The organism is Achromobacter sp. Root565 (assembly GCF_001427425.1).
In the GTDB taxonomy this organism is placed as follows: domain Bacteria; phylum Pseudomonadota; class Gammaproteobacteria; order Burkholderiales; family Burkholderiaceae_B; genus Achromobacter; species Achromobacter spanius_D.
In genome coordinates, this window is the sequence record NZ_LMGO01000001.1 from 2479069 (window position 1) to 2494739 (window position 15671).

Annotated in this window: 13 protein-coding genes; 11 read left to right on the forward strand and 2 right to left on the reverse strand. The window is 63.2% G+C overall.

What is annotated here, in order from left to right:
- The first annotated feature begins 3 nt into the window (after nucleotides 1-3).
- The 11 genes from ASD71_RS11070 (at nucleotide 4) to ASD71_RS11120 (ending at nucleotide 11525) form a co-directional block, all read left to right on the forward strand.
- On the forward strand, nucleotides 4-1434 hold the full coding sequence (locus ASD71_RS11070; protein ID WP_056563304.1) for a mannose-1-phosphate guanylyltransferase/mannose-6-phosphate isomerase: 1431 nt from the start codon (nucleotides 4-6) through the stop codon (nucleotides 1432-1434).
- A gap of 205 nt (nucleotides 1435-1639) precedes the next feature.
- Complete coding sequence (locus ASD71_RS11075; RefSeq protein ID WP_056563307.1) at nucleotides 1640-2002, forward strand: VanZ family protein; 363 nt, start codon at nucleotides 1640-1642, stop codon at nucleotides 2000-2002.
- A 10-nt stretch (nucleotides 2003-2012) separates the two neighbouring features.
- Nucleotides 2013-3122 (forward strand): GDP-mannose 4,6-dehydratase, encoded by a 1110-nt coding sequence (gmd, locus tag ASD71_RS11080; RefSeq protein ID WP_056563310.1) that lies wholly within the window; start codon nucleotides 2013-2015, stop codon nucleotides 3120-3122.
- A 5-nt stretch (nucleotides 3123-3127) separates the two neighbouring features.
- Nucleotides 3128-4081 carry a GDP-L-fucose synthase gene (locus ASD71_RS11085; protein WP_056563313.1) on the forward strand — a complete coding sequence of 318 codons (954 nt, stop codon included), beginning with the start codon at nucleotides 3128-3130 and terminating at the stop codon, nucleotides 4079-4081.
- Nucleotides 4082-4125: 44 nt separating this feature from the next.
- The gene (locus ASD71_RS11090; RefSeq protein WP_234015672.1) at nucleotides 4126-5430 is read left to right on the forward strand and encodes a lipopolysaccharide biosynthesis protein; all 1305 of its coding nucleotides are present in this window, start codon (nucleotides 4126-4128) and stop codon (nucleotides 5428-5430) included.
- Nucleotides 5431-5435: 5 nt separating this feature from the next.
- Entirely contained in the window at nucleotides 5436-6353 is a 918-nt protein-coding gene (locus tag ASD71_RS11095) for a glycosyltransferase family 2 protein (RefSeq protein WP_235512096.1), read from the forward strand.
- Between the two features lie 27 nt (nucleotides 6354-6380).
- A complete protein-coding gene (locus tag ASD71_RS11100) occupies nucleotides 6381-7676 on the forward strand; it encodes an O-antigen ligase (RefSeq protein WP_056563321.1) in 1296 nt (431 codons plus the stop codon).
- On the forward strand, nucleotides 7669-8799 hold the full coding sequence (locus tag ASD71_RS11105) for a glycosyltransferase (protein WP_056563324.1): 1131 nt from the start codon (nucleotides 7669-7671) through the stop codon (nucleotides 8797-8799). The genes ASD71_RS11100 and ASD71_RS11105 overlap by 8 nt, the downstream gene beginning before the upstream one ends.
- A gap of 13 nt (nucleotides 8800-8812) precedes the next feature.
- Nucleotides 8813-9700 carry a glycosyltransferase family 2 protein gene (locus ASD71_RS11110; protein ID WP_056563327.1) on the forward strand — a complete coding sequence of 296 codons (888 nt, stop codon included), beginning with the start codon at nucleotides 8813-8815 and terminating at the stop codon, nucleotides 9698-9700.
- Entirely contained in the window at nucleotides 9697-10257 is a 561-nt protein-coding gene (locus ASD71_RS11115; RefSeq protein WP_056563330.1) for a putative colanic acid biosynthesis acetyltransferase, read from the forward strand. The genes ASD71_RS11110 and ASD71_RS11115 overlap by 4 nt, the downstream gene beginning before the upstream one ends.
- On the forward strand, nucleotides 10254-11525 hold the full coding sequence (locus ASD71_RS11120; RefSeq protein WP_056566767.1) for a glycosyltransferase WbuB: 1272 nt from the start codon (nucleotides 10254-10256) through the stop codon (nucleotides 11523-11525). The genes ASD71_RS11115 and ASD71_RS11120 overlap by 4 nt, the downstream gene beginning before the upstream one ends.
- 90 nt (nucleotides 11526-11615) lie before the next feature.
- On the opposite strand, the gene ASD71_RS11125 is transcribed toward ASD71_RS11120, so the two are convergent.
- Nucleotides 11616-12515 carry a hypothetical protein gene (locus tag ASD71_RS11125; RefSeq protein ID WP_056563333.1) on the reverse strand — a complete coding sequence of 300 codons (900 nt, stop codon included), beginning with the start codon at nucleotides 12513-12515 and terminating at the stop codon, nucleotides 11616-11618.
- Nucleotides 12512-15529 carry a toxin VasX gene (locus ASD71_RS11130; protein WP_156395122.1) on the reverse strand — a complete coding sequence of 1006 codons (3018 nt, stop codon included), beginning with the start codon at nucleotides 15527-15529 and terminating at the stop codon, nucleotides 12512-12514. Before ASD71_RS11130 ends, ASD71_RS11125 begins: the two co-directional genes overlap by 4 nt.
- Nucleotides 15530-15671 lie beyond the last annotated feature (142 nt).

Below are 15671 nucleotides of genomic sequence, written 5' to 3' on the forward strand. Positions count from 1 at the left end.
GCCATGACCACCCCCCGTCCCCCGTACCGGGCAGTGATTCTTTGCGGCGGTTCAGGCTCGCGCCTGTGGCCGCTGTCGCGCGAACTGCTGCCGAAGCAGTTCATCCGTTTGACCGATGACCGCAGCCTCCTGCAGAACACCCTGCGCCGGCTGAACTCGGCGGGCGCCCAGGAGCGGCCCATCCTCGTCTGCAACGAGGCGCATCGCTACATCGCGGCGGAACAGGCCGAGGAGCTGGGCATCAAGGACGTCGAGGTCATCCTGGAACCGTTTGCGCGCAACACGGCGCCGGCCATCGCCGCCGCCACGCTGCGGGCAATGCAGGATGGCGAAGATCCCATCATGCTCATCATGCCGTCGGACCACGTGCTGGAGGACGGCGAACTGCTCAGCACCGCATTCGCCCAGGCGTACGACGCGGCCCGCCAGGGCGCGCTGGTGACGTTCGGCATCAAGCCGACCGCGCCGCTCAGCGGCTACGGCTACATCCAGGCGGATGAGCCGGGCGCCATGGCGCCCGCGCGCCGCGTGCGCCGGTTCGTGGAAAAGCCGTCGCCCGAGGTCGCCCAACGCTTCATCGACGACGGCGGCTACTACTGGAACAGTGGCATGTTCGCCTTCCAGGCGTCGGTCTTCCTGGCCGAACTGGGTCGGCTGGCGCCCAAGATCCTCGCGCAGGCGCAGTCGGCCGTGGCGACGGGGCACGGCGACAACGGGCTCTTCCATCTGGACGGCCCGGCGTTCGAGGCATGCCCCAGCGATTCGATGGACTACGCCATCATGGAGCGCACCGACAGCGCGGTGGTCATCCCGCTGGCCGCCTCATGGAGCGACGTCGGCGCGTGGGACGCCGTCTGGGGCATCGCCCAGAAGTCCGTGGAAGGCAACTCCACGACGGGCGACGTCATGGTGGAGGACTCGCGCAACTGCCTCATCCATTCGACCAGCCGGCTGGTCGCCTCGGTGGGCCTGGACGACATCGTCGTCATCGAGACGGCCGACGCCGTCCTGGTGGCGCACAAATCGCGCTCGCAGGACGTCAAGCGCCTGGTCGAGGTCTTCAAGTCGCAGCACCGCAGCGAACTGAACCACCACCGCGAGGTCCAGCGGCCGTGGGGGTCGTACGACTCCGTCGGCCAGGGGCCGCGTTACCAGGTCAAGCGCATTACCGTGAAACCGGGCGCGCGGTTGTCCTCACAGATGCACCACCACCGCGCCGAGCACTGGATCGTGGTGTCGGGCACGGCGCGGATCTACAACGGCGACAAGCAGTACCTGTTGACCGAGAACCAGTCGACCTACATCCCGCTGGGCGAGATCCACAGCCTGGAAAACCCCGGGAAGATTCCGCTGGAGATCATCGAGGTGCAATCCGGCGCCTATCTCGGCGAAGACGACATCGTCCGTTTCCAGGACATCTACGGCCGTGTTTAGGGAGCCCCCACGCCGCACACGCTCCGCGCGCTTGCTGCCCCCCAAGGGGGCCGTCTTCGCCTTGGGGCGGCCCGGCGGCGAAGACAAGCCCCCACGCCGCACACGCTCCGCGCGCTTGCTGCCCCCCAAGGGGGCCGTCTTCGCCTTGGGGCGGCCCGGCGGCGAAGATCCCTCTCCGGATCGGGTTCCTTTCTGGCGCCCGGGCATGGCAAGAATCTGCCTGCCCGCGGCGGCGCTCTTTTTTGCCGTGCTGGTCACGGTGGGCAACATGCCAGGGCTGGCGGCGGACATGTCCGATGCCTTTGGCGACAAGCGGCTGCACCTGGCCGCCTACGCCCTCCTGACCGCGCTGATCTACCTGTCGGTGAACCGGCGCCCCGCGCTGGTTGCCATGCTGGCGGCTACCGCCCTCGGTGCGGTGGATGAATCAATCCAGTCCTTTTTCCCCTACCGACAGGCGGATCTCTTAGACCTTTTGGCCGATATCTCAGCGGCTGGTGCAACAGTAATCTCTTTGCACATTGGTAACGCAGCCATCGGCTCCTTTCGTGCAGTCACTAAGTCTTAAGGACACAACCATGCCAAAACGGGCACTGATTACCGGCGTAACTGGCCAAGACGGGGCCTATCTGGCGGAGCTTCTGCTGGCCAAGGGCTATGAGGTCCACGGCATCAAGCGGCGCGCTTCGCTGTTCAATACCGCGCGGATCGACCATCTGTACCAGGATCCGCACGACCAGCCCCGCAATTTCGTGCTGCACCACGGCGACATGACGGACTCGTGCAGCCTCATCCGCATCGTCCAGTCGGTGCAGCCCGACGAGATCTACAACCTGGCCGCGCAAAGCCACGTGGGCGTCTCGTTCGAGGAGCCGGAATACACCGCCAACGCCGACGGCCTGGGCACGCTGCGCCTCTTGGAAGCCATCCGCATCTTGAAACTGGAAAACAAGACGCGCTTCTATCAGGCGTCGACGTCCGAGCTGTACGGCCTGGTGCAGGAAACGCCGCAGAAGGAAACGACCCCCTTCTACCCGCGCAGCCCCTACGCTGCCGCCAAGCTCTACGCCTACTGGATCAGCGTGAACTACCGCGAAGCCTACGGCATGTACGCCTGCAACGGCATCCTGTTCAACCACGAATCGCCCAAGCGCGGCGAAACGTTCGTGACGCGCAAGATCACCCGCGGCCTGGCGCGCATCGTGCTGGGTCTGCAGGAATGCCTGTACCTGGGCAACCTGTCCGCCCTGCGCGACTGGGGACACGCCCGCGACTACGTCGAAATGCAGTGGCTGATGCTGCAGCAGGACACGCCCGAGGACTACGTCATCGCGACCGGCATGCAATACAGCGTGCGCGAGTTCATCAACACGGCGGCGCGCGAGCTGGGCATCCTGCTGGCATGGGAAGGCGAAGGCCTTGAAGAGACGGCCACCGTGCTGTTCTCGCCGGTGCACGACGTCAAGGCCGGCCAGGTCATCGTCCGCGTCGATCCGCGCTACTTCCGTCCGACCGAAGTGGAAACCCTGCTGGGCGACCCCACCAAGGCCCGCGAGAAGCTCGGCTGGTCGCCCCGCACCACGTTCGCGCAGCTCGTCAAGGAAATGGTCGAAAGCGACCTGAAGGACGCGCGGCGCGATGCGCTGGTCGAACAGAACGGCTACGAAATCTACGCCTACAAGGAGTAGCCGACATGACGAACCTGGACCAACGCGTGTTCGTCGCCGGCCACCGCGGGATGGTGGGCGCGGCGATCACCCGCGAACTGCACAGGCGCGGCTACGAGCACGTGCTGACCCGCAGCCGCGCGGAACTGGACCTGGAAAACCAGAACCAGGTGCACCGCTTCTTTTCGACCACGCCGGTCGATGTGGTGTACCTGGCCGCCGCCAAGGTGGGCGGCATCCTGGCCAACCAGACGCATCCGGTGGACTTTCTGTACAAGAACCTGATGATCCAGTGCAACGTGATCCGCGCGGCGTATGCGGCGGGGGTGCGCAAGCTGCTGTTCCTGGGTTCGTCATGCATCTACCCCCGCGAGGCCCCGCAGCCCATCCGCGAGGACGCGCTGCTGACCGGTCCGCTGGAAGCCACCAACGAACCCTACGCCATCGCCAAGATCGCCGGCCTGAAGCTGTGCGAAGCCTATCAGCGGGAACACGGCGCGCGTTTCATCTGCGCCATGCCCACCAACCTGTACGGCCCGCACGACAACTACGACCTGCACAGCAGCCACGTGCTGCCGGCCCTGATCCGCAAGTTCCACGAAGGCCGCGAGGCCAACGCTGAAAGCGTGACGATCTGGGGCACCGGGTCGCCGCTGCGCGAATTCCTGTACGTGGACGACCTGGCGCAGGCCAGCGTCATGCTGATGGAGCATCCGGACGCCGAAGGCATCTACAACATCGGCGCCGGCCAGGACATCTCGATTGCGGACCTGGCGCGGCTGGTGGCGCGCGTGATCGGCTACGAGGGCAAGATCGTCTACGACACGTCCAAGCCCGACGGCACGCCGCGCAAGCTGATGGACTCGTCGCGCGTGCAGGCGCTGGGCTGGCGGCCGGAGATCTCTCTGACGCACGGCATCACGCTGGCCTATGGCCATTTCCTGCGCGAGCGCACGCAACAGGCGCTGCCGGTGGCCTGACGGCCGCGCCAGCATGACAGACAGGGTTACCGATGCTTGGATTCGTGAAGAAACACATCGCCGGCAATGCCTCCTTCTGGGGGCTGGTGGAGTACGGCATCGGTCCCGTCGCGGCGCTGGTGGCGCTGCCGATCCTCTTTCGCCAGCTCGGCACGGTCGGCTTCGGCCAGTATTCGATGATCATCGCGCTGGCCGGATTCGGCAACGCGGCCAACCTGGGCGCGGCCGTAACCGCGACCAAGCTGGTCTCCGAGAGCGCGCACGCACCGGGCGGCGCTTACCGCGCGGCGGGCGTCAGCATGTCGCTGATCGGCTGTGCGCTGGCCGTCGTGACCCTGGCGGCGGTGCTGTTGTGGGGCGTGGTGGGGTTGGGCTGGCCAGAAGCCACGTTTGGCGGCGTGGCGGTAACGATGCTGGCCATGCCGGCGCTCGCCATCTACCTCACGCAGCAGTATGACCAGCTCTTTTCCGGCTGCCTGAAAGGCCGGGAGGACTTTCGCGCCACCGCGCTGTGCGAGGTCTTCAGCCGCACCGGCACGATGGCGCTGGCCTGCGCGGCCGCCTGGTACACCGCTTCGCCCACGTGGACGGGGCTGGCGCAGGCGCTGGGCCTCTTGATCGCGGGCAGCGTGAAGATGCGCGTTTTCTCGCGCGCCTATGACCGTTACATCGTGCGGCCCGTGCGCGATCGCGGCGCCATGATGGCCGCCTTCCGGTTCTCGCGCTGGTCGTGGCTGAACAGCCTGAGCGCGCTGGCCTTCGGCTCGGTCGACCGGGTGCTGGTCGGCAGCCTCATGGGGCCGGCGGCGCTGGCGATCTACACCGTGGGCGTGCAAGTGGGCCAGATCATCCACACGGCGTCCGTCGCCATCTTCCAGAAAGCGATGCCGCGCGTGACGCGCCTGTCGGTGTCGCCGCCCTACCCGGGGGCCGCCGAACGCGAGATCCGCCGCATGATGCTGTGGAACCTGGCGCTGTCGGCCGGCGCCACGCTGGCGGTTCTGGCGGTCAGCCGCCCGCTGCTGAACGTCCTGCTGGGCGACAACGTCGCCAGCGGCCATCTGGGCACATTCCAGTTGCTGATCGTCGCGTCGGGCCTGCTGTCCCTGAACGCCGCGGCGCACTTCTCCCTCCTGGGGCTCGGCAATTCCCGGGCCGTCGCGATCCTGAACGGACTGGGCGGACTGGCAATGCTGGGCGTCATGGCGGGACTGGTTCACGTGGCGGGGGAACACGCCGCAGCCTGGGGCCGCATGGCCTACGCGGCGATCACGCTGGCCGGCGTGGCCCTCGCCATCCGTCAATCCCGCCCCGAGTTTCCGGGCGCCATGCCTGCGGCCACCCGATAACCAACATGCTGAGGTCCTACATGCGCAAGCGCCATAACGAGTATTCACGCCAGCTCATCGACTTCGTCCGCGAGCTCCGTCCGCCGGCGCCCATCGCCAGCGGCCTGCTGCCCAAGGTGACGATCGTGACTCCCTCGTTCAACCAGGCCAAGTTCCTGGAGCGCACCATCCTGTCCGTGCTCAACCAGGGGTATCCGCGGCTGGAGTACATCATCATCGACGGCGGCTCCACCGATGGCAGCGTGGACATCATCAAAAAGTACGAGCGCTATCTGTCGTACTGGGAAAGCACGCCGGACCGGGGCCAGTCGCACGCGATCAACAAGGGCTTCGAACGCGCCACGGGCGACTACGTCGGCTGGCAGAACTCGGACGACCTGTATTTCCCGGGCGCGCTGCGCAAGCTGGGCACGGCGGCGGCACGCGGACGCGCGCCGATCGTCAGCGGCAACCTGTTCGTGGCCGATGCCGACAACCGCATCTTCCGCAAGATCCACTACACGCCCGTCAACCGCGGCACGCTGACGGTGGTGAAGGCCTCGATCCCGAACCAATCCGCGATCTTCCGCCGCGACCTGCTGCGCAAGTACGGCCTGCTGCAGGAAAGCATGCGCTATTGCATGGATCTGGAGCTGTGGAGCCGGCTGCTGCGCGAGGGCAAGAACCTGATCGTGCCCGATGCGCTGGGCGTGTACACCGCCCACGACGAGACCAAGACGGCGCTGATGCAGGACGTGCTGCTGGAAGAGCGCGAACAGATCGTCAGCCGCATCCGGCGCACCGAACCGGGCCTCGGCAAGCTGTTCGAACTGTCATGCCGCGCCTCGAAGGTGGCCGCGCACGCCCGGCAAGGCGATCTGACCTACCTGCTGGAAAAACTGACCACCAAGATCTTCGGACGCGACGACTGGGCCGCGCACTAGGCCGGCCCTCACTGATACGGAACTGCAATGACCACGCGCCGCCGACTTTCCACCCTGCACCTCCTGGGCCTGTTCGTCTTCACCGCGCTGGCGCTGAACGACGACAGGTTCGTCGTGGGCGTGGGCAGCTTCAAGCTGTCGCCCTTCGATCTGCTGTTCGTGGCCATGCTGGGGGTCAAGGCGCTCAGGCTGGCCGACCCGCGCGCGTACGCGTTGCCGCGCGGCGCGCTGGGCATGCTGCTCGGCATCCAGGCGATCTCGGTGATCTACCTGCTGCTGGTGTCCGTTCACCACCCGGGCATCGAGACCGGCGACGTCGCGCGCGACTTGCGCATCGTCTTCTACTTTTTGTGCACGCCCTTCCTTTGCTACAAGGACATCGACAGTCCGCACGCCTACGCGATCCTGCAAAAGTACATCGTGGCGGCGAGCCTGGCGGTCGCCGCGCTGATGCTGGTGGAACAGGCAGCCGGCTTCAGCGTGGCCAACCCCCTGCGCAACGTGCGCCTGGGTGTGTGGGCGATCCCGATGGGCGTGGTGTCGCTGCTGTACTTCCGCCGCACGCTGAACGTATCGGGTCCCAAGGCCTACGCGCTGATCCTGTTCATGGTGATGGCGCTGGTGTTCTCGCTGAACCGCAGCCAGTACCTGCAGTTGGCGATCTCCGTCATCATCGCCGTGCTGCTGGCCGGCAGCGCCGACATCCGCCGCCGCGCCGTGATGATCTTCGCGCCGGCGGCCGTGGCCGGCGTGCTGATCTTCGCCAGCATTGGCTATCTGGACGTGCTTACCGATCGCATCTTCAGCGTCGAGCGCCTGGACGAAGACTCCAGCTACGGCGCGCGGGTGCAGGAAATGGAAGGCCAGATGCAGTTCTTTGCCGAAAGCCCCGTCTTTGGCAAGGGTGCGGGCTTTCGCAGCTGGGTGATGGGCGAGAACGGCTTTGAACTGAGCACGTTCGCGCACAACTCCTGGGCCTTCTACCTGATGAAGTTCGGGGTGGTCGGCACGACCATGATCATGCTGCCGCCCTTGTTGATCCTGCTGTTCTCGCTCTTTCGGCGCTATGCCCATCCCGGGCTGGAGATGCACCGGCGATATCTGCTCGCCACCGCGCCCATCTATATCTTCATCGACTCGATGTCCGGTGGCCTGGCCTATGCGCCCAAGACCGCGTTTACCGGCTTTCTGCTGTGCTATTGCCTGTCTCTGATCCGCAATGCACAGATCATGCCCGTGCCCCGCAACGAACCGCCCGTTCACAGCCCCCGTCCGGACATCGTGCGCCGGACGCCACCCACGCGAGTAATACCCCATGCCTGATGTCTTGTTTGTCGCACCGGACTTGCATGGCGGCGTCGGAAGATGCGTCGCCTTCATTGTGGATGCGTTGCCGGAACAGGGGGTGGACTCCTCCCTGTTCCTGCTGCGCTCGCGCAATCGCGAGTACCCCATCGCCAATCCCAAGGTCACCCGCGCATTTCCCATCATCGAGTCCCCAACCAAGCTGCGGCTCGCGCTGCCCGTGGCGTTCTTCAAGCTGCTGCAGCACATCCGCCGCGAAAAGCCCGCCATCGTCTGCTCGCATGGCCTCTTGTGCAACATGCTGGTCGTGCTGGCCAGAAAGATCCTGCGCGGCAACTTCCGCACGGTGGCGTTCGAACACAGCAGCCCGGCCATCCACTACGGCGCCTCAAAAATGCGGCGCCTGAAGTGCTGGCTGGTCAGCCAGACCTACCGGCGGCACGATGCCGTGGTGGGCGTGTCGCGCGGCGTGAAGGAAGACCTGGTCAGCATGTTTCCGCCGCTGCGCGGCAAGGTCCACACCATCTACAACGGCGTGCCGCTGGACAACGTGCGCCGCCAAGGCGCGCAGCCCAAGCCGGCCGACGACGGCGAGTCGCCCTACCACGTGGTTGCCGTGGGCCGCCTGGAGGCGGTCAAGGACTACGCCACGCTGATCGATGCCGCCGCGCTGCTCGACGATCCGCGCATCGCGTTCACAATCCTGGGCGAAGGCTCCGAGCACGCCGCCCTGCAAAAGCGCATCGACGACAGGCCGTCGCGCACGCAGGTCACGCTGGCAGGTCACATCGACAATCCCTTTCCGGTTATCGCTGGCGCTGGCGCCTTCGCGCTCACGTCCGTGCGGGAGAGCTTTGGCAACGTGCTGGTCGAGGCCCTGTGCCTGGGCGTTCCCGTAATCTCCACGGACTGCCCGCACGGCCCCGCCGAGATTCTGGACGCGGGCCGCTACGGGCTGCTGGTGCCGGTGGGCGACGCGGCGGCGCTGGCCGATGCCGTGCGGCGCCTGGCCTACGACGGCGAGATGCGCGAGAAGCTGGCGGCCCAGGGCCCCGAGCGCGCGGACGCCTTTTCCCTTGAGCGGCACTGCCGCAACGTCATCGATCTCTTCCGCCCGCTCATGCAGCGCGGAACGCCCTGAACAGGACAGCATCATGCAGAAGATACCGGTATCCGTCGTGGTGATGACGAAGAACGAGGAACGCAACATCGCGAAGTGCCTGAAGGGGCTGGTGGAGTTCGACGAAGTCTTTGTCGTGGACTCCAACAGCACGGACGCCACCTGCTCGATCGCCACGGCGATGGGCGCGCGCGTCTCGAATTTCCAGTGGGACGGCAAGTATCCCAAGAAAAAGCAGTGGTGCCTGGAGCAACTGCCCTTCACCCACCCTGTCGTCCTGTACGTCGATGCCGACGAAGAGATGACGCCGGGCCTCGCGGCCGAAATCCGCGACGTGCTGCCACGCTTTGCGGCAGGCGCGGGCGGCGCGTTCGTGCCGTTCGACTACGTGTTCTGCGGCAAGAAGCTCGAGCACGGCCACCGCGTCTACAAGCTGGCGCTGCTGGCGCGCGACCGCTCCCGCTTCCTGGACTACGACGACCTGGACGTCGCCAACATGTGGGAGGTCGAAGGCCACTACCAGCCGCAGGTCGAGGGCGAGACATTCGCGCTGCGCCAGCGCATGGTGCACAACGACCACGACTCGCTCTATCACTACTTCGACAAGCACAACCGCTATTCGGACTGGGAAGCGAACCTGCGCACCAAGGGCCTGATGAACGACCCGCGCGAAGCCAACGTGGGCGGCCGCGCGCTGCTCAAGCGCATTTTCCAGGCCATGCCGTTCAAGGCGCCCATCTCGTTCCTGCATTCCTACGTCTTCAAGCTGGGCTTCCTGGACGGCAAGGCGGGCTATGACTATGCCGTCGCGCGCGCCATGTACTACTGGCAGATCCGCATCAAGACCGAGGAAATCCTGAAGGCGCGCGAGGCCACCGAGGCCGCGTCCCGGCGCGATGCCGTTGCGGGAGCGGCCAAATGAGCACATTGCAACGCCTGGACCAGTTCGCGCTGGCGCCGGGTCAGCGCGGGCGTTCTGCGCTGACCGTGCAGTTGTGGTGGATGGTGCAAGGCACGCTGTTCCGCTGGTCGCCGCAGGTGGCCTACGGCTTTCGCCGCTGGCTGCTGCGCTGCTTTGGCGCGCGCGTGGGCCACAAGGTGCTGATCCGGCCCACGGCCACGGTCACCTATCCCTGGAAGGTGGAGATCGGCGATTACGCCTGGATCGGCGACGACGCGGTGATCTACAGCCTGGGACCCATCCACATCGGCGCGCACGCCGTGGTGTCCCAGCGCAGCTACCTGTGCGCGGCAGACCACGACGCCGGCCGGCCCGACTTCCCGCTACGCGAACGCGCCGTGCGCGTCGAAGACGGCGCGTGGGTGGCCACGGACGTGTTTGTCGGACCGGGCGTGACGATCGCGCGCGAGGCGGTGATCGGCGCACGCAGCTCGGTGTTCCGCAACATGCCGGCCGCGATGGTCTGCCACGGCAACCCGTGCCGGCCCATCCGGCCCCGCACCGCCACGCCAACATGAAAATACTCATCTATGGCATCAACTACGCGCCCGAACTGACCGGCACCGGCAAATACACCGCCGAACTGGCCGAATGGCTGGCCGCTCGCGGACACGAAGTGAGCGTGGTCACCGCCCCGCCCTACTACCCGCAATGGCGAGTCCACGACGGCTACCGCGGCTCGCGCTACACCAAGGAAACGCGCCGGGGCGTGACCGTGCGGCGCGCGCCCTTGTGGGTCCCCGAAAGACCAGGCGGCGCCAAGCGGCTGGTGCACCTGGCCAGCTTCGCGCTGTCCAGCCTGCCGTCGCTGCTGCGCGCAGCGATGCGGCGGCCGGACATCATCCTGGTCGTCGAACCCGCCCTCTTCTGCGCGCCGGCCGCTTGGCTGACAGCGCGCCTGACCGGCGCGCGCGCCTGGCTGCACATCCAGGACTTCGAGGTCGACGCGGCGTTCGAACTGGGGCTGCTCAAGGGCGGCGCCCTGCGATCGATGGTCAAGCGCGCCGAACGCTGGCTGATGCGCAGGTTTGACCGTGTGTCCACGATTTCAAACCGCATGCTGGATCTGGCGCTTTCCAAAGGCATCGATCCCCGCCGCGCGGTGCTGTTGCCCAACTGGATCGACGTCAATGCCATCACGCCGCTCGCTGAAGGCGGGGATTACCGCGCGCAGCTCGGCATTCCGGACAACGCCATCGTTGCGCTGTATTCGGGGAATATGGGCGGCAAGCAGGGCCTACAGATTCTGGCCGAGGTGGCGCGGCGTCTTAACCGCGAAGACCGCCTGTGGTTTTTGTTCTGCGGCCAGGGCCCGGAACGCGCGGCGCTCGAGGAAAAATGCCGTGGCCTGACGCGCGTCATCTTTCTGGATTTGCAGCCGGCGGAACGGCTGGGTGCGCTTTTGGGCACGGCAGACATCCACCTGCTGCCCCAGCGCGCAGGTGCCGCGGACCTGGTGATGCCATCCAAATTGACCGGCATGCTGGCCAGCGGCCGCCCGGTCGTCTGCGGCGCGGCGCGCGGCACGGAGCTTGCCAGTGTCGTGTCGCGCTGCGGCCTGCTGACGCCGCCCGAGGACGCAGTCGCCATGGCCGAGGCGGTGCGCAAGCTCAGCTACAACGCGCAGATCAGAGAAACGCTAGGTGCTGCGGCACGACAGTATGCGATGGCGCATTTGCATGTGGATGCGGTGCTGGGTGCGGCGGAGCGGGAGTTTATGGCGATTGCGAAGAACAAGGGGCGCGGAGTGCCGGCGGGTACGCAGGCGAGTGAGGGGGATGTTTGATGTTTAAGGGGGTGTGGGTGCCGGACTTGGCGCATGCATTGGCGCGCGCGGGACAGCATGGACACCGTCGCCTTGCCCAGCCGTTCTCGATTAGCCAGTAGAAAAGCCACAATGTCGATTGTTCTCTTCCGGAAATTGAATCTCCGGATACTTGAGGACGATCAGTTGCGGCAGGGCCCAGGATGGCATGTATAGAAGCAGAATCGCCAAATCCACCCAGATCATCAAAGGCAACCATAGCCGCCCCTTCCTCGTCGTCAGGGACCTAAAGATCCGGCGGCCACCATAGCGCATCAGCACGTCGCCCGGATTCTGAGGAAATAGGATGATTTTTGGTGGGGGAAGGTCTCCGACCTTATCCATAAATAGATGAAGCCAAGCCCAGATCTGGGTTCCGAAAATCTTCTCGTTAAAAATTACGGGTATCTTGACCAATTGAGGCTCGGGCAGGTTGCACGTATAACCAACGAGGTAAAGATACGGTTGCGCCTGACCTGTTGACCATTGAATTCCCAGCAACTGATCCCAATCAAGTTCCCAAACCGCTTCCGAGCTTTCCTCCGGATACGGAACATAGTAGACACGACGACTACGGCGATCAAATCGCACTTTCGAACAACGATATCGATAGCGCGGCCTCAAGACACGAGGAATGAAAAACGAAAGGAAACCTATACCAGGGAGGCCGAGTGACAGAATCAACACGCCTGCAGACCAGCCGCCAAAGCCTCCAATCAACGCATAGAAAAATAAGAAAATTCCAGAAAAAGTGAAAATTCGTAGAAGCTCCCCCTCCTTTCCGGTTTGCAAAGTATCGGAAATCACTTCGATGCAGTTTTCATTGAATCGCGTTGCTTCGATGGCGGGCGTTTCGTGAGCGTCAGCGTCCAGTGGCAATAACGTACTTGCGAAGCGAAACAGCCGCCACTTTCTCTGAACCTCCCTGAACGTTGGGCGGTACTGCCGAAGCTGCTTGGTAGTCCCCATCATTTAGGTTCCTGGACTGGAGCAAGCAGCGCTGCGTCGATGGGATCTGTGAGCCACGTACCGTGTGTAAAGACAAGCGGCTCCTGCTGTGGAAACATCGCGAGGCCAGGTTCGGTCACGATATCCGGCCTGTAACAGTAGTCCAACATGATCTCCGTGTCTCCCCGCATAGTAATTTGCCAACTTACATGGCGGGTACCGTCTCGAATGTAGTCCTTACCAACGACCATGCATTCCGTGTCATAGGGAAAGCGGTAACCCGGACCAGTTGCGATGGGTCCGCGGACTATATTCAGGCTTTGACCGTGTCTCTTGGCATTGAGCGTGTATTGGAAAACATCGTCATGGCTTATAAGCGGCGGCCCTTCGCCTAAAGTGGGATAGGCGGGCAGAACTACAGATAGGGAAAGCGTCCCGATGCCTTCCTTGGCGGCAGCACGCTTTAGATCCACGCTGTCTTGCCAGAGACCGTAAATAGGGATACTGCGAATTACGATGTTGCGTGCCGACATCGAGGGCGTCTCCCAACTCGCTACAGCGCGAACGCCGTAGACGGCGCCGTGAAAGGCAGCGAGTTCCTGGTCCATAGATTTATAGCGATATGCTCGATCTCCCCGACTCCAATAACAGTGGGCCAACCAGACTTCGTCGGGCTGAAACTTCGCGAAAGCGGCCTGGATGCTGAAATAAACTACTCCAACCGTGGCAAGGAAGGCCAGCACGACCCAGCCGACTGGTCCGATAATGCCAAGGACGGTGCCGGAGGCGCTTAAAGCCAAGCCCGCGGTCGCCAACACTCCGCACCCAGCAGACGCAAGATACATTCGGCCCGCTTCGAAATTTTGCTGTGTCGTGAATGCGATAGCAGCACGTATTCCGTCGGCGACAGCTCCAAGGCCAGCAGCTCCTGCACCATACATCGTTGCTAGTCTTCGCACTTCGAAAGCGGCTAATCGGGCTAAAGCAAGTGACTTCCCTTTCGCCAACGCATGTAGTTGGATCAGATCGCCCTTCACCAACAAACCGGAGCTAATTACAGCTGCCACCGCCGATAATGCGCTGACGCCGTTAACCATACCTACAAGCGACCGATCAAACTTCCCGGTCGCGAGATCTCTAATTGAAGAGCGCAGTGCCATGATGGCTGATATGGCAGCAAGGCCTGTGAACCCATATTCCCCGCGCACAATTCCAGTCTGCGCGGCGCCGTAAGCTCGACTTTGACGGGTCTGCTCCAGCATACGACTGAAAACATTTCCTTCAAGTTGGAACGGCTGCCGATTGTTCACTGTGGGTTGAGCGGAAGAAATGCGTTTTACCTGGTCACCGACACGCACCTCTTCGTATAGAAGCACGGTGGCTGGCTGATTGCGCAATGGCTGCTTGACGGTAATACCCCACTTCCTAAGCCGTTCGGTGTTCATGCGTTGCTCACCATTAAATCGGGCGTATTGAAAGCGCGCCTCAGCGCTGGACACGCGGTACGTGACGATCGTGCTGCCGACACGGACTTCAGCATACAGGCGCAATCGTCGAACTATCCTATCGGCCGTAGCATCGGGCAAACTCATATCGCCCAGCTGAGACAACATCTGGCTTACGAGTACATCTGAGGACTTAGTCGCCGGATAAGAGACATTGAATTGAAAGATAGGCGCAAAGGCGGCAACCCCAATGTCCAGCACATTTTTCAGCAGCGGAGGGTTGGCGAAGCTGCCGTGTAGCTCTCGAATACCGTGACCCAGCGCCAACCAGACAGGACTTTTTTCTGGTTGGGCCAACAACATCTTTCGGTAAGTGGAACGTCCACTTTCGCTGTGAGTCAGATTACCGACGCAGTGGGCAACAACTCGCTCGTAGTCTTGTGCGTTTTCTTTTGCGCCTAGGTCGAAACAGGACAGTACCTTGCTGAACCATCCATCCTGCCAATCCTTGGCTATGGCGCTGCCTCCCGTCTTGATCCAACTCTCTAGATCGTTCACAAGCGTGTCGATGGCGGACTGTTTCCGTTTAACGGCTTGTTCGTACGCCAGCATGAATGGAACAGCATTCCCGAACGAGGCATCCGAATTGCTGTTTTGATCGAAGCGAACCAGATCTCGCCTTTTCGCATAGGCTTCCGGGCTCGCCCGCTCCTGAACGCTCTCCAAGTACTGCTTGATGACGGTGGCGCTTGTGTACGCGTGATTGTTATCGATTTCATAAACTTGCCGATCTGCCGCGGCTACAGCGACAAGATGCGCCAATTCACTCACGACGCCGATCGGGTCGTGCAACGCGACCGCCAGAGGAACGATATCCTTTATCGGAACAAGCTCGAGGTGCGCGCCTGGAATGACGGTGTCGTATGTCGTGAACGACTCCGGAAGAGATATTTCGCTCCACGTGTAGCCCGGCCTACTATTCAGGCCGGGTCGTCGCAGTTCCGGCGTAGCGTGAGCAAGCAGCGCAATGTTGAACACGTGGGGTTGTTCGACACCACCGGATGGTCTGACCTTGGTCGCCAACCTGGTGCGGATGCCACCGCTATCATTTTCAATTTTCCAAAGCCGGGCATGGGTGAGCATCGTCTCGCTGGTCAGCAGGTAGACGACATCTGCTGTCTTGCTCTCTGGGGCAGATAGATATGGCTTTGCGCTGACGGTTTCGGGGCGAGCGAGTCGCCCGGGGATGGCATCCTGATCGTCTGCGCGGGTCCACCAAATGCGCGCAAAGCGCATGTCATCGGTGACTTGGTAGTGCTGCGTCCACATGCGGCCGTTCTCGAAGTAGCAGAGGTAGACGTAGGCGCCAGGACGCAGCACGCGCAGACCGTATGTCTTGCCAGCGGCCAGTTCGGGATAGCCCTCCGTGCTAAGCGTGGGAAACACGCCTTTATCCCACGAGCGCTCTGCAACGCCGTAGCGCAAAGGATAGATGGGAACACACCGCTGACAGGGTGGTGGTGAGATCGCCTTGCCAAGTTGTTTTTCATTAGGGCGGTCGGGACCCAGTGCTTTTTTGTAGGGCGTCGTCATATAGCGTTCGTCGGATTGAATAGGAATGGCGTGCTCCCGCAACGACAGGCCTTTCCCAACACCGATGAGTGCCCAGCCTGCGCCCGCTCATTACGGCACGCCAACTCGGGCCTGGATATCAGACACGTATGATTTTGAAGTT